The organism is Microvirga lupini (genome assembly GCF_014191055.1).
GTDB lineage: Bacteria > Pseudomonadota > Alphaproteobacteria > Rhizobiales > Beijerinckiaceae > Microvirga > Microvirga lupini_A.
Genome location: NZ_JACHWB010000001.1, coordinates 1,107,014 through 1,127,169, shown reverse-complemented (window position 1 = coordinate 1,127,169; position 20,156 = coordinate 1,107,014). Strand labels below are relative to the sequence as shown.

Sequence of the window (20,156 nt, the reverse complement as noted above, 5' to 3'; positions counted from 1 at the left end):
CTTATTGAGCTGGAGCCGGTTGGGCCGGCACTGGCGCCGGAGCCGGCCGGGCAGCAGTCCCGCCACCATTTCCCCGACCCGCCGGATCGTTGAAGTAGCGGAAGAATTCCGAGTCGGGGCTCAGGACGAGACGGGTATCGCCTGCCTTCAACCCTGCCTCGTAAGCCTGCATGGAGCGATAGAAGGAGAAGAAGTCCGGGTCGAGGGTAAAGGCTTCCGCGAGGATACGGTTGCGGTCGGCATCCCCCTTACCGCGCAGCTCCTCGGCCGTCCGGTTCGCTTCTGCCCGGATCACCGTCGCCTCGCGCTCGGCGCGGGCCCGGATGGTCTGGGCCTGCTGCTGGCCATTGGCTCGGATATCGGCGGCCTCGCGCTCACGCTCGGTGCGCATCCGCTGATAGACCGCCTGGCTGTTGGCGGCCGGAAGATCGACACGGGTCAGGCGCACGTCGATCATCTCGATGCCGAGATTGCGTGCCTGCCGGTTCACGTCTTCCTGGATCCGTTCCATCAGAGCCGCACGCTCCGTGCGAACGATGGCGTCACGGGATGCACCGGCCAGCACATTACGCATCGCCGAATTGGTGAAGCTCTGCAGACGCTGGTTGGCCAAAGCGATGTTGCCGACCGCCTGGTAGAACCGCAGCGGATCAACAATCCGGTAGCGCGTGAAGGCATCGACCTCGAGATTCTGTCGGTCGGCCGACAGCAGTGTCTGGACCGGCAGGTCGAGATCGAGCACCCGCTTTTCAAAGTAGGTGACGTTGTCGACCAGCGGCAGCTTGAACTTCAGGCCAGGCTCCGAGATCGCGGATTGCACGGCACCGAAGCGCAGCACCAGGGCGTACTGGGTCTGCTGCACAATGAAGACTGAACTGTAGAGGACAATGGCTATCAGGCCCACCAGGATCAGGAGGCCTGTGCGAAGAGTTGAACCGTTCATCGCGTGGCTCCCTGCGGGTTGGCGGCATTGCCCTGAGGCTGCGGACGCGGCTGGTTTTGCGTCAACGGCAGGAAGGGCACCACACCCTGACCGTTCTGATCGACAATGATCTTGTCGAGACCTCCAAAGACGCGCTCCATCGTCTCAAGGAAGATGCGCTCGCGGCTGACATCGGGAGCCTTGCGGTACTCCTCATAGACCTGACGGAAGCGGGCAGCCTGACCGGTGGCATCGGCGACGGATTGCTCGCGATAGGCCTCGGCCTGCTGGACGGTGCGGGCGGCCTCGCCTCGGGCTTCCGGAACGACGCGGCTGGCGAAGGCGCCAGCCTCGTTCTGGACGCGCACCGCATCCTGCTGGGCGGCGTTTACGTCGAAGAAGGCCTGCTGCACTTCCGACGGCGGCCTGACCGCCTGGAGCTGAACCACGTTGATCAGCACGCCGGCGCCATAGGCATCCAGGGCTTCCTGCATGATCTCGCGCACTTCTTGGGCGACGCTCGCCTGCTCGGTGGTGAGAATAGGCTGGATGTTGCGGCGGCCGATGACCTCGCGCATGGCGCTTTCAGCCACCGACTTGATGGTACCGTCAGGGTTCTGCAGGTTGAAGACATAATCCTGCGGACGGGCCGGGTTGATCTGCCAGACCGCATCGAAATCGATATCGACGATGTTCTCGTCAGCGGTGAGCATCAGGCTCTCTTCGATCACATCGCGCGCACGGCCCTGCCCTGTCGGAGTGGAACGGTACCCCACTTCGACCCGCTGCTGGGCGGTGACGTTGGGCTTCACCACACGGCCGATCGGATAAGGCAGGTTGTAGCGCAGACCCTCGCCGGACGTTCCCGTAAAGCGGCCGAAGATCATGTTGATGCCAACCTCGTTCGGCCGCACCGTGTAGAAGCCGGTGAGCAGCCAGACGGCAATGACACCCAACACGAGAATGATCAGACCCCGACCTCCCATGGAGCCGCCGGGAATGAAGTCCTTCAGCCGGTCCTGGCTGCGGCGCAGGATATCTTCGAGATCCGGGGGATTGCCGTTCCCCTGCGGGCCACCCGAGCCCCATGGGCTCTTGCCGCCTCCTGATCCGCCACGTTGCCCCCAGGGGCCACCGCCGCCGCTTTGGTTACTCCAAGGCATAGGACGCCTTTCCTCACTTACGAAGAGACCGGCCGAGACAGCCGATAAGAAACTTGAGACGGTTGTGGGTGTTGCCTCTTCCGCCTGTCAAGCCTGCGAATTGGGGATTCCGAACGGCTTCGTCAACCTTGAGACGGCTCAAGGCCGTCTTTCGAGATCAATAAAGGTAAACGGATGCTCGTCCTCGGGTCCTTTCGGATGGTCCTCGCGCTTCACCTCGCGAAACTGTGACCGGTCGAAGGACGGAAAGACAGCATCGCCCTCAGGCGCCGTATGGACCTCGGTCAGGAACAGAGCCTGCACATGCGGCAGGGCCAGGGCATAGATCTCCGCTCCGCCGGCAACAGCCACCGCATCGGCTCCTGCCCTGCCTGCGAGTTCCTCCCCTTTGGCAACGGCCTCTTCCCAGGTATGGACCACATGCACGCCCTCGGCGGAGAAACCTTCATCGCGGGTCAGCACGATGGTCTCCCGGCCCGGCAGGGGCTTTCCGATCGATTGAAACGTCTTGCGTCCCATGATCATCGGTTTGCCCATGGTGAGGCGGCGGAAGCGTCCCATGTCGGTCTTGATCCGCCAGAGCAGACGATTGTCCCGCCCGATCACGCCGTTTTCGGCCATGGCGACCACAAGGATGAGAGGTAGGGTCATGGCTCCTCCGCCAGTCGTTGTAGGGTCTCGCCCGTCACACGCTGCACCGTCCATTCGTCCATGGGGATCGCCCCGATGGAGCGATAGACCCTCAGGGCCGGCTCGTTCCAGTCGAGCACCCACCATTCGAGGCGCGCCAGCCCCTCCGCCCTGCAACGGCGTGCCAGATGCCGCAGCAGGGCCCGACCGATTCCCTTGGAGCGGAACTCGGGACTGACGAAGAGATCCTCGAGATAGATCCCGTGGCGCCCGCGGAAGGTGGAAAAATTATAGAACCACAGGGCGAAGCCGGCAGGCTCGCCCTCCCACTCGGCAATATCCGCGAAGACGCGAGGGTTGGGACCGAAGAGTGCGTTCGCAAGATCGGCTTCAGTCGCATCGACCTCATGCGCGAGGCGCTCATAATCGGCGAGTTCCCGGATGAAGCGGAAGATCTGGGCCGCGTCGGACGCTATGGCAGGTCGGATCGAGAGGGGCATCCTTCCTCTCTACGGGAACACTGGTTTGACGCCAATGGCACTTTGGCCGCCATCCACTCCCGTTCCCCGCCCTGCGCAGCTTCGGATGCTGTTCAAATGACGAAGAAATCGTGGAATGCCATCGACAGCCCTTTGCTGAGCGATGCTATCTCAACCGACTTAAACTTCGTCCCGGACCCGTCGGCGTCATAGAGCAGTAGGCCCTTCTTCTTGTCATAGATAATTCTGTCCTCCCGGTCCTTGGCCCTAGACGCGGTGACGAACATGTCGGAGGAGATCTTTTTTGGCTTCTGAAGGGTACCCGCTCCAAGCTTCGTGAAAGCTTTATTGTCGAGCCAGACCGTGTCAGCAGTGACGTTGTAGTCGTCGATCCTGTCCCTATTCGACGTCTTGTTGGGTTTAAGATCGAACACGAAGACGTCTCGCCCTGCTCCGCCGATCAGCACGTCATTGCCGGCTCCGCCCCAAAGCTTGTCATTTCCGCCCCTGCCTTGAACCTCGTTGGCTACCACGTTGCCCCGAAGATTGTTCGATCCGTTATCGCCCGTGAGGAGCAAATCGTTTGTGACGGTCCAGGTCACAATCTGCTCCAGGGAACTGCGGTCTCCCCTCACCCAATCTGTGGGATCGTAGGCACGGGCCTGCAAGGTATGTGTGCCGAAGCCGTAGTTATCCTGGGCTAGGCTGAAGGTCTCGCCAGCATCGATGAAGGCTCTGCCGTCCAGCGTCCAATCGACCTTGATTACGTTTGGGTCGATTGTATCCACATAGAAATCGGATGGGTTGTGATGGACGCTCCAGGGATCTGTATAGCCGTCCAGCGGATCGACGAATTCATAGAATTTGAGGATGAACTGCTCCCTTGCGACGGCATCGAAGGGACGACCCAAGGTTTTCATCTTTGAATCGACAGACGGACGATAGGCACCGTCCGCATGATAATAGGCACCTTCATAAGCCCCGATTACCCCAATGCCAGGCTGGTTGTATCCCAGCCACTCCGACCATTTGGCGCCGGAAGGATCATTCGTCACATTGGCATAGGAAGGGTCAGGACCGCTATAGGATCCCGAAGCGCCATAATCGTACTCGTCTCCCAGGCCCGCAAAGGCATGGCCGATCTCGTGGAGGGCGATCTCATAGGCTTGGGAATGTCCGGCCGAGTAGATGCCGGAATCGTAGCCTGCACCACCATAATTCTCGCTGTTCACGAGGATGAAGCGCATCTCGGAAGCAAAATCTGCGTATCGAAGGACATTATCCTCGATGGCATCCGCCTTATCGAGACGGACACCCAGCGCACGGCCGCTGTAGCTCGCATCGAGAGCAGTGTCCCGAGAGATTCCATTGGCAGGATCATCGGCCCCAGACTCATTCGAGATGATGTCGATAGAATGAATGTTGAAGAAGTTTCTGTAGCGCCCGAAGGGATCGCTCAGAAGGCCTCCATCGAACATGTACCCCAGAAGGCCCCGAACCTGGGCCGTATAGGTTGTGGCAATCTCCGGAGATGTGTAGCCATCTCCCATGAAGACTATATCGATGCGGTTGGAACTATAACCTGTCGTCTGCAGCTGGCGAAGTGAGGGCACGCAAAATCCTCAGGTAGGCGAAATATACAGTATATCGTCTATCCTATCTGACTGGGGCTGCCCTGAACAGTGCAGACTACCTAGCCGCTTGCTCCTATTCCATGACCCGCCGCGGCGAGCCCCACTCCTCAAGGACTGCATTCATGTCGTCCAGCACGAAGAACCGGGCGCTCTCGACATCGTAGCCGTCGTCCAGAAGGGTGTCGTAATCCGTCAGACTGTGCCGGATATAGGCTGTGATCGACAGCCAGGCCGCCGCCTCCGGCGAGGCGGCGTGCAGGCCGCGGCTGCCCAGCGCGTGATCGGTCACTGCCTCGAACTCGTGCCGCGGAATGCGCGGAGCGAGGATGCGCACGGCGCTCTCGATGGCTTCGCGCCTGTTCATGTCACGTCAGACTGCGACGGGCGCCTTGATGGCGGGATGCGGATCGTAGTCCTCTATGGCGATATCGTCGTAGGTGAATTCGAACAACGACCGCACCGACGGGTTGAGCCGCAGCTTCGGCAGATGCCTCGGCTCCCGCGAAAGCTGGAGGCGGGCCTGCTCCAGGTGGTTGAGGTAGAGGTGCGCATCGCCGAAGGAGTGGACGAAGTCGCCGGGCTGCAGGCCGGTCGCCTGCGCCATCATGTGTGTGAGCAGCGCATAGGAGGCGATGTTGAAGGGAACCCCTAAGAACACGTCTGCCGAACGCTGGTAGAGCTGGCAGGAGAGCCGTCCCTCCGCGACGTAGAACTGGAACAGGCAGTGGCAGGGCGCCAGCGCCATCTTGTCGAGATCGGCCGGGTTCCAGGCGGAGACGATCAGGCGGCGGCTGTCCGGGTTGCGGCGGATCTCGTCGAGAACCCAGCGGATCTGATCGACGGTCCCGCCGTCGGGCTTCGCCCAGGAGCGCCATTGCTTGCCGTAGACAGGGCCGAGATCGCCGTTGTCGTCCGCCCACTCGTCCCAGATCGAAACACCGTTCTCCTTCAGATACCGGATGTTGGTGTCGCCTTTCAGGAACCAGAGCAGCTCATGGATGATGGAGCGCAGGTGCAGCTTCTTCGTGGTGACGAGCGGAAAACCCTCACTGAGGTCGAAGCGCATCTGGTGGCCGAACACGGAAATGGTGCCCGTACCGGTGCGGTCGTCCTTGCGGACGCCCTCGTCCATGATGTGGCGGATAAGATCGTGATAGGCCTGCATGCGGTACTCCTCACCTGATCATAGGGCAGCGGGAACAGCCTTCCGAGTCGATTTTCAACGAAGGGTGGGGACAACCCGCCCTTTCAAAATCCGCTCGCCCCACCTATATTGGGTGTGCCGGTCGCAAGATCGGCTATGGCGATAAACGGCTATCGGAATAAACCCATCGGACCCGGGGGCGGTACCCGGCGCCTCCACCAAAATCCAGGCAGGACCTGGATTTCGGCGGGGGCGAAATAGGATCGACGAGGGCGTAAAGGGTAGACTTTCGCTCGGCATGGTTCCGCCGTTATCGGGCCGAATCTATAGTTGCCAACGACAACTATGCTCCGGTTGCAGTGGCTGCGTAAGCGGTCCCTAAAGCCGAATCAAAGCCCTTGCGGTTAGCACCGTAAGGCGGGGTCCGGAGGCACCTGGCAACAGAAGCCTCCACTTTTGTTTCTGCAAGGGCTCGCTTATGGCCGGTGGTAAAGACCTGATCCGCTACGATCTTCTGGTGCAGGACGCCCTCAAGGGTGTCGTGCGCAAGGTGCTGATCGATGCCAAGGACGGGCTCCCGGGCGAGCACCATTTCTACATCTCCTTCCAGACGGATTTTCCGGGCGTTCGCCTCTCGAACCGCCTGCGCGAGAAATACCCGCAGGAGATGACCATCGTCCTTCAGCATCAGTACTGGGACCTCAACGTCACCGAGCACACCTTCGAGGTCGGGCTGTCGTTCTCCGGGATCCCGGAGCGGCTGCTCATCCCGTTCGATGCGCTCACCGGCTTCTTCGACCCGTCCGTGCAGTTCGGCCTGAAGTTCGACAGCCAGGGTGATGACGAGGAGGAAGCGCCCGAGGCTGCGCCCGCACCTCAGCCTGCGCGTGGCACCACCGAACCTGTGGAATTGAAGCAGCCCCGCAAGGCGATGCCGACAGCGGAGAAGCCGGCCGCCGCTCCCAAGACCGAACAAGCTGAGGCGCCATTGGAGCAGGCTCCCGATTCCGACGCCGCATCGGGCACGGCCGAAGTCGTCAGCCTCGATGCCTTCCGCAAGAAGAACTAAGCCCCTCTCTTAAGCTTCGACCAGAGCCTCTTTGCGCACCCGCTGCGTCAGGCGCATGGGCAGGCCACCGCGCGGCCGCAAGGTAATGCGCTGCACGGGTTCGACCGCGTGACCTTCCACGAGATCAAGCCGCAGGGAACGGGCGATGGTCGCCAGCACGATCACGGCCTCCTGCAGCGAGAAGCTCGCGCCGATGCAGACCCGCGGGCCTGCTCCGAAGGGTAGATAGGCGAAGCGGTCGATCTGCTTGCGGTTCTCAGGGAGGAAGCGCTCGGGCCGGAAGGCATTGGGCTCGTCCCAAAGCCTCCGGTGGCGGTGCAGAACATAGGGCGAGATCGCCACCATGGAGCCTGCCGGTATATCCACATCCCCAATTCGATCATCCGCGATGGCCGTGCGGCTCATATAGGGTGCGGGCGGATAGAGGCGGATCGCCTCGTCGATCACCGCACGGGTATAGACGAGCCGCTCCAGGTGATGAGGCTCGATGGTCCCCTGGCCCAGCACTTCGTCCGCCTCCTGCTCGACACGGGTGCGGGCATGTTCGTCCTGAGAGAGAAGGTAAAGCGACCAGGACAGAGCATTGGCCGTCGTTTCGTGCCCGGCGCCGATGAAGGTGACGATGTTCGTCCGCACCTCGATGTCGCTCAGGCCCTTGCCGGTCTCAGGGTCCGCTGCCTCCAGGAGGAGGGTGAGCAGATCCCGGGGAGCAGGCTCGCCGCTGGCGAGCAGCGCCTTGCGGGCCTCGATCAGCGCGTTGACGGTCTCCTCGAAGAACTGGATCGACGGCCTGGCCAGCAGGCGTCCGATCCTGGGCACCCAATCCGGAAAGCCGAAGATGTCGAGCGGGTCGACCCGACCAATCGAGTTGAAATAACGGGTGATCGCCCGCCCCAGGGCGTCCGGATCCTTCGGCACACCTTGGGTGAAGATGGTCCGCTCCAGCACGTCGAGGGTGACCCGGGTCATATCGAGGGCCGCATCGACCACGCGTCCCTCGGGGCGTCTCTGCCACCGCCTGACCAGGCGGTCGGCGGCCTCGACCATGGCCGGGAAGAAGCTGGCGACCGTGCGCGGGGTGAAGAGCGGCGCCAGAGTGCGCCGCTGAAGCCGCCACTCGTCGCCCTCGGCTGTCACAAGGCCCCGGCCGAGCCCTGGCGCCAGGATCCGGATCTGCAGGTCGTCCTTCCGGTAATTGGTGGCATTGTCCACGAGGATATGGCGGATGGCGGCAGGGTCGCTCACTACGGTCATGCGCCCCATAGCGCCGTCGCCTGTGACGAACGGCTCCTCGAAATGCGCCTCCATCCACATGTTCAGGGGGTTCTCGCGAACCATGCGCAGGAAGGCCACCATGCCGAGAAGCTCTGTACGGGGCTTGGGGTGAGGCGGGCGGAAAAGGGGCGTTTCCAGGGTATCGCTCATGCGAATTGACAAAGCCTCCATGCGCGTTCGCAGTTGCGAGCGCCATCAATTGAGATAAGAACACGCAACTCCATCGAAAGAGGTCAGGATGTCGCCCTCAACCCGCATCGAAACAGATACCTTCGGCCCCATCGACGTTCCCGCCGACAAGCTCTGGGGCGCCCAGACGCAACGCTCGCTCCAGAACTTCCGCATCGGGACGGATCGGATGCCGCTTCCCCTGGTCCATGCGCTGGCTATCGTGAAGCAGGCCGCCGCCCTCGTGAATAAGGACCTCGGCAAGCTGGAGCCGCGCCTGGCCGATGCCATTGCGGCGGCGGCCGCCGATGTGGTGCAGGGCAAGTACGACGACGAGTTCCCCCTCGTGGTGTACCAGACGGGCTCGGGCACCCAGTCGAACATGAACATGAACGAGGTTCTCTCGAACCTCGCCATCGAGCGTCTCGGAGGTGAGCGCGGCAGCAAGAAGCCCGTTCACCCGAATGACCACGTGAACATGGGCCAGTCGTCGAACGACTCGTTCCCGACCGCCATGCACATCGCGGTGGCCCGTGAGGTGCATGACCGGCTGCTGCCTGCTCTCAAGCACCTGCTGAAGGCGCTGGAAGAGAAGCAGGAAGCCTTCAAGGATCTCGTGAAGATCGGCCGTACGCACCTGCAGGACGCGACCCCGGTCACCCTCGGCCAGGAATTCTCCGGCTACGCCGCTCAGGTCCGCCTCGGCATTGCCCGCATCGAGCAGACTCTGCCCGGAATCTATGCCCTGGCTCAGGGCGGCACCGCCGTCGGCACGGGCCTCAACGCCCATCCCGAGTTTGCGGACCGCTTCGCCGCGAAGGTGGTGGAACTCACCGCCCTTCCCTTCACGTCTGCCAGCAACAAGTTCGAGGCGCTCGCCTCCAACGACGCCCTCGTCTACACCCACGGTGCCCTGGCGAGCCTGGCGGCCGGCCTGTTCAAGATCGCCAACGACATCCGCCTGATGGGCTCCGGCCCCCGTTCCGGCATCGGCGAGATCTCCCTGCCCGAGAACGAGCCCGGCTCGTCGATCATGCCTGGCAAGGTCAACCCGACCCAGGCTGAGGCCATGACAATGCTGTGCTGCCAGGTCGCCGGCAACCAGACGACGGTCACCTTCGCCGGCAGCCAGGGCCATTTCGAGCTCAACGTGTTCAAGCCGGTCATCGTGAATGCGGTGCTGCAGTCGATCCGCCTGCTGGCGGATGGCGCGATCAGCTTCACGGACAATTGCGTCGTCGGCATCGAGCCGAACCACGACCGCCTCCAGGACCTGATGCAGCGCTCCCTGATGCTGGTCACGGCGCTTGCGCCGTCGATCGGCTACGACAAGGCGGCTGCCATCGCCAAGTCGGCGCACAAGAACGGCACCACCCTGAAGGAAGAGGCTCTCAAGGCGGGTGTGGCGGAAGATCATTTCCACGCCGTCGTCCGCCCCGAGACGATGCTTCAGCCCGGCGAATGAGCTAAATTCGCGCCATGGCTGAGATCATCAATCTGCGCCAGGCGCGCAAGCAGAAGGCGCGGGCCGAGAAAGAGGCCCGCGCCGAACAAAACCGCATCACCTTCGGCCGCACCAAGGCCGAAAAGACGCTGACGAAGGTCGAGCAGGACATGACAAAGACCCGCCTGGAAGGCCACAAGCGCGATTCCGACGAGACGCCGTGAATGGGCTTTGCCGTTCTCAAGCGCTCCGTCTCCATTGCCGGCCACCGGACGAGCATCTCCCTTGAGGAGCCGTTCTGGGAGGGCCTGAGAGAGATCGCCGAGCGGGAGAAAATCTCCGTCCAAGCCCTGATCGGGCGCATCGATGCGGAGCGCGGGGAGCAGAACCTGTCCTCGGCCATTCGCGTCTTCGTGCTCAACGATCTGCGCGGCCGGCTGGTCTCCGACGCCGATCAGCGTATCGGTGGAGCCCCGTAGACTGAGGGCGGGGGAGCCACCTCGAGGGGTGGATTCAAGGGCGGCAGCGAGGTCTGCGACGGTGCCGGCTTAGGCTCCTCGGGTTGTCTCCGCTGCTCCGATTGCAGCCGTTCAGCCTCCCGGCGTGCCCGCTCGGCCTCGGCCCGGGCTTTGGCTTGGCGAAGCGCCTCCTCTTCGGCCGCTTTCACCCTTTGGCGCTCAGCCTCGCGCTGCGCCTCGATCTGGCGCTGGCGTTCTGCCGCAGCGCGCTCGAACGCCTCGATCTTCTCCAGTTCCCGCTTGAGCACGATGGCGGCCAGCCCATTGCGGAACGGTCCCGCATCGATCTGGCGAACGGGAGCCGTCAGGGAACCCTGCCAGTTCAGGCCGATCGACGGCGGGGCACCGACCCATTCGGCTGGAGCCGTCTTGGCCGTCAGCGCACCGCGGGCATCGAGCTGGAGGGTTTTCAGGTCGTAGGTGATGCCGCCCTGCCAGACGGCCGGCCCGCTCTCGGCCACGAAGGGCGAGAGCCGCAGCATCCCGCTCACAAGGGCCGCCGAGGTTCGGACTAGGCCTGTGTTCAGGGGTGCCCGTCCAAGCTCCATGCCGAGGATGGCCTCCGCCTTTCCCTCGACCAAGGGATCGTTCTCCCCGAGCGCACGCTTGAGCGCGCGGTCGAAGACGTTCGGATCTGCTGCGGGAATGCGAAGATTGGCGACCTGCCATTCGCCCGCACCTCCGAGATTGGCAACGAGTTCGGAGAGGCTCGACCCCGCCGCTCCGAATCGCAGCGGCCCGGACAAGATGGCCTCGAAAGGCGTGGAGCCCGTCAGGGCCCATAAGGGCACCCGGTCGAGCGCTCCCTCGCCCACGATGGTGGCAACCGCCCCTTGCCGGGTGATCGTCGCCGTGCCGGTGATCCTCCCCGGGCCCATGGTCGCCTCAAGGTTGCGGATGGCGATCCCGTCGGGCTGAGCGCCGACGACGAAGGCAGCCCGTGTGGCTTGAAGACCGCGACCCAGTTCGAGCGTCCCGACCCGGAAGGTAACCTGGCCGCCGGAGACGAGACGGCCGCTCTGGCCGAATTGGGCGGTGGACCAGATTGCGGTCGTGCTCTGATCGCCCGGCACATTGAGCGCCAGTGCCGCCGTGAGCCATGGCATGGAGAGTCGGCCCAGGGAGACCTCGCCGCTGATCTCGGACCGGGAGGCGGCCACGAGGCGCGCCTGCACGGGTTCGTTGGAGACCTTGGCATTGATGTCGAGAAGGGTCGCCCCGCGCTCCCGGCCGAGAGTCACCCGCCCGCTCACCGGCACCGGCGGGGCGACACCCGCCCCATCGCCAAGCAGGCGCAGGAAGGGCGTGATGTCGGGGGTTGCGATCTCGGCCTCGCCGCTATCCACCACATCATCGCCCTCGCTGAGGGCGAATGGCCTCGTGGTCGCCACCTTCGCGCCGGCGACGTCCCCGGTGAGAACGACGCTGAACCGGCCGGATCCGACGCGGGAGCCGCGGAGATCGATCCTGGACGGCTGGTTGAGGCCAGCCATGTTCGGCCGGTTGACCCAGCGTCCGGTGTTGTCGGTGGAGAGACTGAGGGTCAGGCTCTCGGTACGCCCGTCGATGGATTCGACCTGTCCCTCGAAAGGTCCATTGGCCATGCGACCGGTGGCGGTCGTGCGCAGCCGCAGCTCGGTCGAGCCGGGAGCCGGCGCCACCCGCTCGGACGCAACATCGAGATCGAGCGCCCCTTCCCGGACGAAGTGAGGCACGAGCTTTGAAATTCCGCCGATCCAGACGCTTCCCAGGAGATCGACCAGGGGATCTGCCCGCTGAGCCGTGACCTTGCCGGAAATCCGGCCCGAGCCGTCCGGTGCGATCCGCCCACGCACCCGGGCATTGGCGCCGGCGAGATCCACGATGTCGAGGGTCTCGACCAGCAGCGCCGGACCATCGGAGAGGATGCGCGCCGTGATCCGCCCCGTCGCCGGGCTCCGGCCGGCGCTGACCCCGCGGGCGTCCAGGATGAAGCCGACATCGAGGTTCTCGGTGGCCTGGAACACGCTCGAGACCTGGGGCAGGTCGTCAAGATTGAGGCCCTGAAGGCCAACCTGCGCCTCGAGCCTGCCGCGCTCATTCGCTTCGGGCGCGGTATAGCGGACATTGCCGGTGAGCGTGGACTCGCCCATCTTCAGCCGCAGCCGGTTGAAGGACAGGACGGGATTCGAGAACGCGACCTCCGATGAGAGTTCCACGGGGCGCCCATCCAGGGCCGTCAGAAGCGGCGAGTTCAGGTTGATCTTGGCAAGGTAGCGCGCGAGACGGTCGGACGCTTTAGAGGCCAACGCCACCTTGCCATTGATGCCGCCCCTCGTGGTCAGGCCGAGCTGGCCTTCGAGCGCCACCTTGGTATCGCCCGGAGCGGTGAACTCGATCCGGTCGAGTTGCGCCCGCCCGGTGTCGAGGGACAGGCGCAGATTGGCATTCGTCAGATCCTCCTGGCCCAGGCCGATGCTGTCGATCTTGAGATCAAGATCAATCGGCACTCGGATCAGTGGCAGGGACCATTGCTGGAGTCTGCTTTTAAAATCCTGTCCATTTCCAGAGAGGATGAAGCTGTCCGCATCGAGCCGGCGCCCTTCGAGACGCAACGAGATGCGCGGATCGTTGAGCCCGACCCTTCCCTCGCCCGTCATGCGCAGGCTCGCTCCGCCCTCGCCCGCTTCGAGGCTGACCGGGTTGAGCTCGACGGCACCCGGCACCGTCTTGAATTCGGTCTCGACGACGATCGGGATCGGGATGCCAGCTGCGGCGAGCTGCGCCGGAGGGCCGAACAGGATCTTGGCCTTGCCAGATACATTCGGGGTCGCAGCCTCTCCGGCGCCTTCGCTCAAGCCCAGCCGGGCATCGAGATCGAAACGCGGATAGACGTCGCCGCCGCCGGAGAGCTTGACCTGGATGGTCTTGTCCTCGGCTAATTCCCCGGTCACGAGCCGGAACGGGACCCCGGACGTGGTGCCCTCGACGCGCCAGGGCCCGATGAGTTTCTGGCCCTCGATGAGGACGTTCTCGGCGAAAGCCTGATTGGTACGGCCGGTGCTGGCGCTCTGCGTGGTCACGAGAAGCTGGCCGACGGAGAGGTTCTCGATGGCCCATTCCCGGGCTCGCCCGCTGCCGGAGACCAGCTCCGGCGGCAGGCGCCACTCGCCGTCCCCGGAGACCGGGATGCGGATATCGGCGCGTCCCACCCGCGTTTCCGTGAAGCGCACCTCGCCCCGTAAAAGGGGCGTGAGGGCGACTTCCGCCCAGACGTCGTCGGCGGTCAGAACCGGCGAGTCCGGCGTCTTCCCGCCAAGCCTGAGCCGGTCGAGTATGATCCTCGGCTCAGGCAGCAGACGAATGCCGATGCCGCCTTCAGTCTGGGCTTCGGTCCCGGAGGCGCGCGCAATCATCTGGTCGATCGTGTCGCGGTGAGCCTCCCAGGCAATGAAGGGAGGCGCCGCCACGGCAATCGCCAGGATCAGGATCACGATGGAGGCGATGATCGTCAGGATATCGCGCAAGAAGCCGCCTTTTCTCCGTTACTCTGACACGTCCTTACCCCATGACGGCAAGGACCGGGAGCGCTGTTCACCGTGTTCCACCGTCAAAGCGCGACGATCTTGCCCGGATTCATGATGTTGTGAGGATCGATGGCCTGTTTCAAGACGCGCATGAGGCCGAGCGCCGCCGGTCCATGTTCGATCTCCAGATACTTCATCTTCTTCTGACCGACCCCGTGCTCGCCCGTACAGGTGCCCTCCATGGCGACCGCCCGGCGCACGAGCCGGTCGACAAAGGCCTCGCAGGCCTCGATTTCCGCCGGATCGTCGGTGTTCACGAGGGGCTGAACGTGGAAGTTGCCATCGCCCACATGACCCACGATGGGGGCGATGAGCCCGCTCTCCAGAATGTCCTGCTTGGTGGCATCCACGCATTCGGCCAGACGCGAGATCGGCACGCAGACATCGGTTGCCACCGATTGCGCACCCGGCCGCAGGCCTTTGGCGGCCCAATAGGCATCATGCCGGGCCTGCCAGAGGCGCGAGCGCTCTTCAGGCTTCGTGGCCCATTCGAATGGTCCACCGCTGAACTCGGCCGCGATCTCGCCGAAGCGCTCCGCCTGCTCCTGCACCCCGGCCTCGGAGCCGTGGAACTCCAGGAGCAGCAGGGGGCTCTCCGGCAGGGTGAGCTTGGAATGAAGATTGACCGCCCTCACCTGCACCTCGTCGAGCAGCTCGATACGGGCCACCGGGATGCCGGACTGGATCGTCATGATCACGGCGTCGCAGGCCGCCTTGACCGATGGGAAGGGACAGATGCCGGCCGAGATGGCCTCCGGGATGCCGTTGAGCTTGAGGGTGATCTCGGTGACGATGCCGAGGGTTCCCTCCGACCCGATGAGAAGCCTGGTCAGATCGTAGCCGGCCGAACTCTTCTTGGCGCGGCTTGCCGTCTTCACGATCTCGCCATCGGGCAGCACGGCGGTGAGCGCCAGCACCACGTCCTTCATGGTTCCATAGCGCACCGCATTGGTGCCCGAGGCTCGCGTGGCGACCATGCCGCCGATGGAGGCGTCGGCGCCTGGATCAATGGGGAAGAACAGGCCCTTGTCGCGCAGGTGCTCGTTGAGCTCCTTGCGGGTCACGCCGGCCTCGACCACGCAATCCAGATCCTCGTCATGAACGGCGATGACGCGCTTCATCAGGCTCAGGTCGATTGACACGCCACCGTAAGGAGCATTGACGTGCCCTTCGAGCGAGGTGCCGGTGCCGTAGGGGATGATCGGGACCTCGTGCGCGGCGCAGAGCTTGACGACCTCCGACACCTCCTCGCTGGTCCGAGGATAGACCACGATATCCGGCGGCTGGTTCTTCACCCAGGTGAGGGAATGGCCGTGCTGCTCGCGAACGGCGGCCGAGGTGGCGACCCGGTCTCCAAGGCGCCGAGACAACTCGGCCTGGAGGGAGGCAAGGACGGCGTCGGTGGCTTTCTGACGGACGGCAGCGTGGGGCGCATTCATGGAGGCTTCAGATCCGGTTGTGATGCTCATGGGATCCATAGCTACCAGAACCGTTGCAAAGGCAACACTCGGATGAGAAAGATGCCGCACCCCTCATGCACAAGCTGCCAGATCGTGCTAACATTGTTTCTTCCAGCGCGAAGGGATTGGCATCTGAGACGCATCGAGGAACAAGACTGAGATGGAAAAGCGGACCCCCGTCTTTTTCTTTGCCCCCTTCGTGTCCTCCACGATGCGGATCGAGCCCGCTTGGATCGATTATAATGGCCACATGAATATGGCCTATTACCATGTGCTCTTCGACCGGGCCGTGGAGGAAGGGTTCAGCCTCGTCGGTCTGGGCCACGACTACCTGGAGAAGCGCAAAGCTTCCTTCTTCGCCGCCGAGATCCACACCACCTACAAGCGTGAATTGACCGTGCAAGACAGGGTGCGCGTCACGCTCCAGCTGGTCGAATTCGACGAGAAGCGCATCCACTACTACATGGAAATCCGCCACGCCGGCGAGGGCTGGGTTGCAGCCACCATGGAAGGCCTGTCCCTCCACGTGGACATGGAGACCCGGAAGGTCAGCCCCTTCCCAGACGACATCATGGCCAATCTCGCCGTGATGAAAACGACTCATGCCCGCCTGCCGCAGCCGGCAGCCCTGGGCCGCGTGATCGGCATTCCGCACAGGACCGAGGTGCAGGAGGCTCTGTCAGCCTCAGGCACCCGTCACTAGCGCAGAGAGTGAGCTCGGATTGCTCCCAAAATTGCCAATCCACTTTTGGGTCCGAGACTCTAGCAGCTGATCGAGCCGCGCGGGCAGGCTCCGCGAGAAACGGGGGGCAATGCCCGGGGGGCGAAAAGGCGCTCCCGCTGGATGTCCTGCCGGATCTGGTTGTTGTCCATCTGGATCCGCTCTTCCAGATTCAGCAGCTTCTGATCCTCCCGGATCCGACGGTTGATGTCCTTCGCAGCCCGCTCGGACGGGCTCACGCGGGGCAGGCGTGTCTGAGCGTCCGCCGGCACGGCTAGGGGCAGGATGAGGCTGGAGCCGACGGCAAGAGCCATCATGATACGCATGGGACATTCCTCTTCAGGACCTTCATCCCCATATGAGGATGAGACCTCTCGTCAACAATGACAACTTGGCTCCGAAGTTCACGCCTGCGGCAGGATCGACAGGCATTCCGGGCTCGACGCCGTTCGCCTTTTGATCCATGGTCCCGCCGATGAATCAGTCCGATCCCAGACACGACCCGCATGACAGCTTGGCCCATGAGCCCGCGTCCGGCTCGCTGAGCGCCCGCGCCCGTGCGGCGGTCGCGCCCCAATCGCCTTATCTAAACGGCTTGAACCCAGAGCAGCGCGCCGCCGTGGAGGCCACCGAGGGCCCGGTTCTCGTGCTGGCGGGCGCCGGCACGGGCAAGACCCGCGTGCTTACCACCCGGATTGCCCACCTGATCGCCACCGGGAAGGCTTATCCGTCCCAGATCCTGTCCGTGACCTTCACCAACAAGGCCGCGCGGGAGATGCGCGAGCGCATCACGGCTGTCATCGGCCCCGTGGCCGAGGGCATGCAATGGCTCGGCACCTTCCACTCGATCGGCACCAAGATCCTGCGCCGCCATGCCGAACTTGTGGGCCTTCGCTCGGACTTCACGATTCTGGGGACGGACGACCAGCTCCGACTGATGAAGCAGGTGATCGAGGCAGAGGGCATCGACGAGAAGCGCTGGCCGGCCCGGCAACTCGCCGGCCATATCGACGGCTGGAAGAACCGGGGGCTCGGGCCCGATCAGGTGCCGGCCGGTGAAGCCGGGGCCTTCGCCAATGGCAAGGGCGGGCGGCTCTACCGGGCCTATCAGGAGCGACTGAAGGTTCTGAACGCCGTCGATTTCGGCGACCTCCTGCTCGAATGCCTGCGCCTGTGGCGCGAGCATCCGGACATTCTGGAGCAGTACCAGAACCGTTTCCGCTACATGCTGGTGGACGAGTACCAGGACACCAACGTCGCGCAGTATCTCTGGCTGCGGCTTCTGGCCCAGGCGCGCAAGAACCTGTGCTGCGTCGGCGACGACGACCAGTCGATCTATGGCTGGCGCGGCGCCGAGGTCGACAATATCCTGCGCTTCGAGCATGACTTCCCGGGCGCGACGGTGATCCGGCTCGAGCGCAACTATCGCTCCACCGGCCATATCCTCTCCGCAGCCTCCGGCCTCATCGCCAAGAACCAGGGCCGCCTCGGCAAGACGCTGCGCACCGAGGATGAGCCCGGTGAGAAGGTGACGATCACCGGCGCCTGGGATTCCGAGGACGAGGCGCGCCTCATCGGCGAGGAGATCGAGGCGCTGCACGCCAAAAAGCACCCGCTCTCCGAGATCGCCATCCTGGTGCGCATCTCGGCCCAGATGCGCGAGATCGAAGACCGGCTCGTGACGCTGGGCGTTCCCTATCGCGTCATCGGCGGCCCGCGCTTCTATGAGCGCGCGGAAATTCGCGATGCGCTTGCTTACCTGCGCGTCGTCAACCAGCCTGCGGACGACCTCGCTTTCGAGCGCATCGTGAATACGCCGAAGCGTGGCTTAGGCGACGCAACGATCCAGGTGCTGCACAACCATGCCCGCGCGGCCCGCGTGCCGCTGATGGAGGCCGCGCGCTTCATCGTCGAAACCGACGAGCTGAAGCCAAAACCGCGCGCCACCTTACGCGATCTGCTCATCTCCTTCGGCCGCTGGGCGAAGCTCTCCGAGACCATGAGCCAGTCCGAAGTCGCCCAGACGGTGCTGGAGGAATCCGGCTATACCGACATGTGGCAGAAGGACAAATCGGCGGATGCGGCGGGGCGGCTCGAAAACCTCAAGGAGCTCGTGCGCTCCATGGAGGAGTTCCCCGACCTACAGAGCTTCCTCGAGCACGTGTCGCTCGTGATGGAGGCCAACGAATCCGACACCGTCGAACGCGTGAGCCTGATGACGCTCCATGCGGCGAAGGGGCTGGAGTTCGACACGGTCTTCCTGCCCGGCTGGGAGGAGGGCCTCTTCCCGAACCAGCGCGCCCTCGACGAGAGCGGCCGCGCGGGCCTGGAGGAGGAGCGGCGCCTCGCCCATGTGGGCCTCACCCGCGCCCGGCGCCGGGCCAAGATCTACTTTGCCTCCAATCGACGCATCCACGGCCTGTGGAACTCGACCGTGCCAAGCCGCTTCGTCGACGACCTGCCTGAGGCTAATGTAGAGATCGCCGAGGCCCCGGCCAACTTCTCCTATGGCGGCTCCCGCTTCGACCGCATGCAGCCCTTCAGCGGCTCGTCCTACCAGACCCCTGGCTGGCAGCGTGCGCAGGCTCATCGCGCAACGACCGAGGACGGTGGCTATTCCGCACGCCGCTCCGGCGAGCGTCGCGGTCCGATGCTGATTGAGGGCGAACTGGTGGCGAAATCCACCGGCGGCTCGGGCTTCAAGGTCGGCGGTCGCGTCCTGCACACCAAGTTCGGTCCTGGCACCATCGAGGCGGTGGACGGCAACAAGCTCACGGTCGAGTTCGATAAGGCCGGACGGAAGATGGTGCTCGACAGTTTCGTGGAAGCGCTGAGCTGAGCCGCAACATACCTTAATTGTCATTCCGGGGCCGCGCAGTGGAGCCCGGAATCCATAAACACGACGTCTCAGTAAGGGCGAGCAGCGTTGCGCCTCATTTTGAATCGTTAGGCGGGTATGGATTCCGGGCTCTCGCTCCGCTCGCCCCGGAATGACAGTGGTGAGCAATTCAAAATATGACAATGACCGGGACAAGCCCGGCCATGACGTTGATATAGAACTCCCCACAACTACTCCGCAGCAGCCGGCGGCACAGGGGCCGGCGGGGTGCCGTAAGTGCGGGGATCGACCGGGTTGAGGTCGCCCTCGTCCTCCGTGTAGGCCGGCGGGCGATCGATATAGGTGAAGGTGCCCTTCCCGTCCGGCGCAGGCCCTTGAGCCCAGCGCCCCTGCTCGCTCTCAGTCCCTTCCGAATGGTTGAGGAATTGGTAGGCCACCTCGCTCTTCTCCAGGCTCTGCGGGAAGTTCGACGGCACCGGCGTCATCTCAAGGCCGTCCTCCTCGAGTTCGCGGATCGCAGCAAGCCACTGGTTCTGGTGCATGGTATCGCGCGCGATGAGGAACGAGAGCATGTCGCGCACGCCGGTGTCGTTCGTCATGTTGTAGAGACGGCTGACCTGCAGTCGCCCCTGGCTCTCGGCCGTCACGTTGAAACGGAAATCGGCCAGCAAGTTGCCGCTCGCAATGGTGTAGGCGGAGGTCCAGGGATTGCCGACGCTGTCGGACGGCCGCGCTCCGAGGCCGGCCACGATGTAATGCTGGGCGTTCATGCCGGCCACGATGGCATCCTCAACTCGAGCGCCGCCCATGACAGCCCCCACCACCGAATTCTTGGCCATGTCCTCCTGTTGCTCGATCGGCGAGGTTTCGAGCAGGCGCGCGATCATGGTGGCGAGCATCTCGACATGGCCGATCTCCTCGGTGCCGATGTCCATGATCATGTCCTTGTATTTCTGGGGGCCGCGGCAGTTCCAGCCCTGGAACAGATAGGTCATCATCACGCTGATCTCACCCCATTGGCCGCCCAGGGGTTCTTGGAGCATCTTGGCGAAGAGCGGGTCGGGTTTCTCAGGCTTGGCGTGATACGCCATCTGCTTCTGGCGGAAGAACATCGGCTGCTCCTG

The 20,156-nt window shown here is 63.7% G+C and carries 18 protein-coding genes and 1 other RNA gene; 7 read left to right on the top strand and 12 right to left on the bottom strand.

Translation table 11 applies throughout. The features are described 5' to 3' along the window. Position 1: 1 nt before the first annotated feature. From hflC to FHR70_RS05560, 7 genes are all read right to left on the bottom strand, one after another. On the bottom strand, positions 2-943 hold the full coding sequence (gene hflC, locus FHR70_RS05590) for a protease modulator HflC (RefSeq protein ID WP_183447895.1): 942 nt from the start codon (positions 941-943) through the stop codon (positions 2-4). Then, entirely contained in the window at positions 940-2,085 is a 1,146-nt protein-coding gene (gene hflK, locus FHR70_RS05585) for an FtsH protease activity modulator HflK (RefSeq protein ID WP_183447893.1), read from the bottom strand. The genes hflC and hflK overlap by 4 nt, the downstream gene beginning before the upstream one ends. 138 nt (positions 2,086-2,223) lie before the next feature. Next, complete coding sequence (locus FHR70_RS05580) at positions 2,224-2,736, bottom strand: dihydrofolate reductase (protein ID WP_183447891.1); 513 nt, start codon at positions 2,734-2,736, stop codon at positions 2,224-2,226. Continuing rightward, complete coding sequence (locus FHR70_RS05575; RefSeq protein ID WP_183447889.1) at positions 2,733-3,215, bottom strand: GNAT family N-acetyltransferase; 483 nt, start codon at positions 3,213-3,215, stop codon at positions 2,733-2,735. Before FHR70_RS05575 ends, FHR70_RS05580 begins: the two co-directional genes overlap by 4 nt. 92 nt (positions 3,216-3,307) lie before the next feature. Then, positions 3,308-4,807 carry a M64 family metallopeptidase gene (locus FHR70_RS05570; protein WP_183447887.1) on the bottom strand — a complete coding sequence of 500 codons (1,500 nt, stop codon included), beginning with the start codon at positions 4,805-4,807 and terminating at the stop codon, positions 3,308-3,310. A gap of 94 nt (positions 4,808-4,901) precedes the next feature. Beyond that, positions 4,902-5,192 carry a DUF2293 domain-containing protein gene (locus FHR70_RS05565; RefSeq protein WP_183447885.1) on the bottom strand — a complete coding sequence of 97 codons (291 nt, stop codon included), beginning with the start codon at positions 5,190-5,192 and terminating at the stop codon, positions 4,902-4,904. Positions 5,193-5,198: 6 nt separating this feature from the next. Then, the gene (locus FHR70_RS05560) at positions 5,199-5,993 is read right to left on the bottom strand and encodes a thymidylate synthase (RefSeq protein WP_183447883.1); all 795 of its coding nucleotides are present in this window, start codon (positions 5,991-5,993) and stop codon (positions 5,199-5,201) included. Positions 5,994-6,070: 77 nt separating this feature from the next. Between FHR70_RS05560 and ssrA the strand changes: the two genes are divergently transcribed. Further along, positions 6,071-6,427: a transfer-messenger RNA gene (ssrA, locus tag FHR70_RS05555) on the top strand. Positions 6,428-6,450: 23 nt separating this feature from the next. After that, positions 6,451-7,041 carry an SspB family protein gene (locus tag FHR70_RS05550; protein WP_183447882.1) on the top strand — a complete coding sequence of 197 codons (591 nt, stop codon included), beginning with the start codon at positions 6,451-6,453 and terminating at the stop codon, positions 7,039-7,041. A 9-nt stretch (positions 7,042-7,050) separates the two neighbouring features. Here FHR70_RS05550 and FHR70_RS05545 read toward each other — a convergent pair whose 3' ends face one another. Then, entirely contained in the window at positions 7,051-8,466 is a 1,416-nt protein-coding gene (locus FHR70_RS05545) for a cytochrome P450 (protein ID WP_183447879.1), read from the bottom strand. Positions 8,467-8,554: 88 nt separating this feature from the next. Between FHR70_RS05545 and fumC the strand changes: the two genes are divergently transcribed. Genes fumC through FHR70_RS05530 form a run of 3 tightly spaced genes read left to right on the top strand, consistent with a single transcriptional unit; the run spans position 8,555 to position 10,407 of the window. Then, positions 8,555-9,949, top strand: coding sequence for a class II fumarate hydratase (fumC, locus tag FHR70_RS05540; protein ID WP_183447877.1), 1,395 nt, complete (start codon positions 8,555-8,557; stop codon positions 9,947-9,949). A 14-nt stretch (positions 9,950-9,963) separates the two neighbouring features. After that, the gene (locus tag FHR70_RS05535; protein WP_183447875.1) at positions 9,964-10,152 is read left to right on the top strand and encodes a DUF4169 family protein; all 189 of its coding nucleotides are present in this window, start codon (positions 9,964-9,966) and stop codon (positions 10,150-10,152) included. Next, positions 10,153-10,407, top strand: coding sequence for a ribbon-helix-helix domain-containing protein (locus FHR70_RS05530; RefSeq protein WP_183447873.1), 255 nt, complete (start codon positions 10,153-10,155; stop codon positions 10,405-10,407). On the opposite strand, the gene FHR70_RS05525 is transcribed toward FHR70_RS05530, so the two are convergent. Beyond that, positions 10,383-13,952, bottom strand: a complete 3,570-nt coding sequence (locus FHR70_RS05525) for an AsmA family protein (RefSeq protein WP_183447871.1) — start codon at positions 13,950-13,952, stop codon at positions 10,383-10,385. The genes FHR70_RS05530 and FHR70_RS05525 overlap by 25 nt on opposite strands. A gap of 83 nt (positions 13,953-14,035) precedes the next feature. Then, positions 14,036-15,451, bottom strand: a complete 1,416-nt coding sequence (locus tag FHR70_RS05520) for an FAD-binding oxidoreductase (RefSeq protein ID WP_183448532.1) — start codon at positions 15,449-15,451, stop codon at positions 14,036-14,038. A gap of 181 nt (positions 15,452-15,632) precedes the next feature. On the opposite strand from FHR70_RS05520, the gene FHR70_RS05515 reads away from it, so the two are divergent. Next, the gene (locus FHR70_RS05515) at positions 15,633-16,175 is read left to right on the top strand and encodes a thioesterase family protein (RefSeq protein WP_183447869.1); all 543 of its coding nucleotides are present in this window, start codon (positions 15,633-15,635) and stop codon (positions 16,173-16,175) included. Between the two features lie 59 nt (positions 16,176-16,234). On the opposite strand, the gene FHR70_RS05510 is transcribed toward FHR70_RS05515, so the two are convergent. Beyond that, positions 16,235-16,519, bottom strand: a complete 285-nt coding sequence (locus FHR70_RS05510) for a hypothetical protein (RefSeq protein ID WP_183447867.1) — start codon at positions 16,517-16,519, stop codon at positions 16,235-16,237. 149 nt (positions 16,520-16,668) lie between these two features. Here FHR70_RS05510 and FHR70_RS05505 point away from each other — a divergent pair, with 149 nt between their 5' ends. After that, complete coding sequence (locus FHR70_RS05505; RefSeq protein WP_183447865.1) at positions 16,669-19,032, top strand: ATP-dependent helicase; 2,364 nt, start codon at positions 16,669-16,671, stop codon at positions 19,030-19,032. Between the two features lie 230 nt (positions 19,033-19,262). Here the strand turns inward: FHR70_RS05505 and FHR70_RS05500 are convergent, their stop codons facing one another. Continuing rightward, positions 19,263-20,144: a manganese catalase gene (locus FHR70_RS05500; RefSeq protein ID WP_183447863.1), complete on the bottom strand. Its 882-nt coding sequence runs from the start codon at positions 20,142-20,144 to the stop codon at positions 19,263-19,265. Positions 20,145-20,156: the final 12 nt, after the last annotated feature.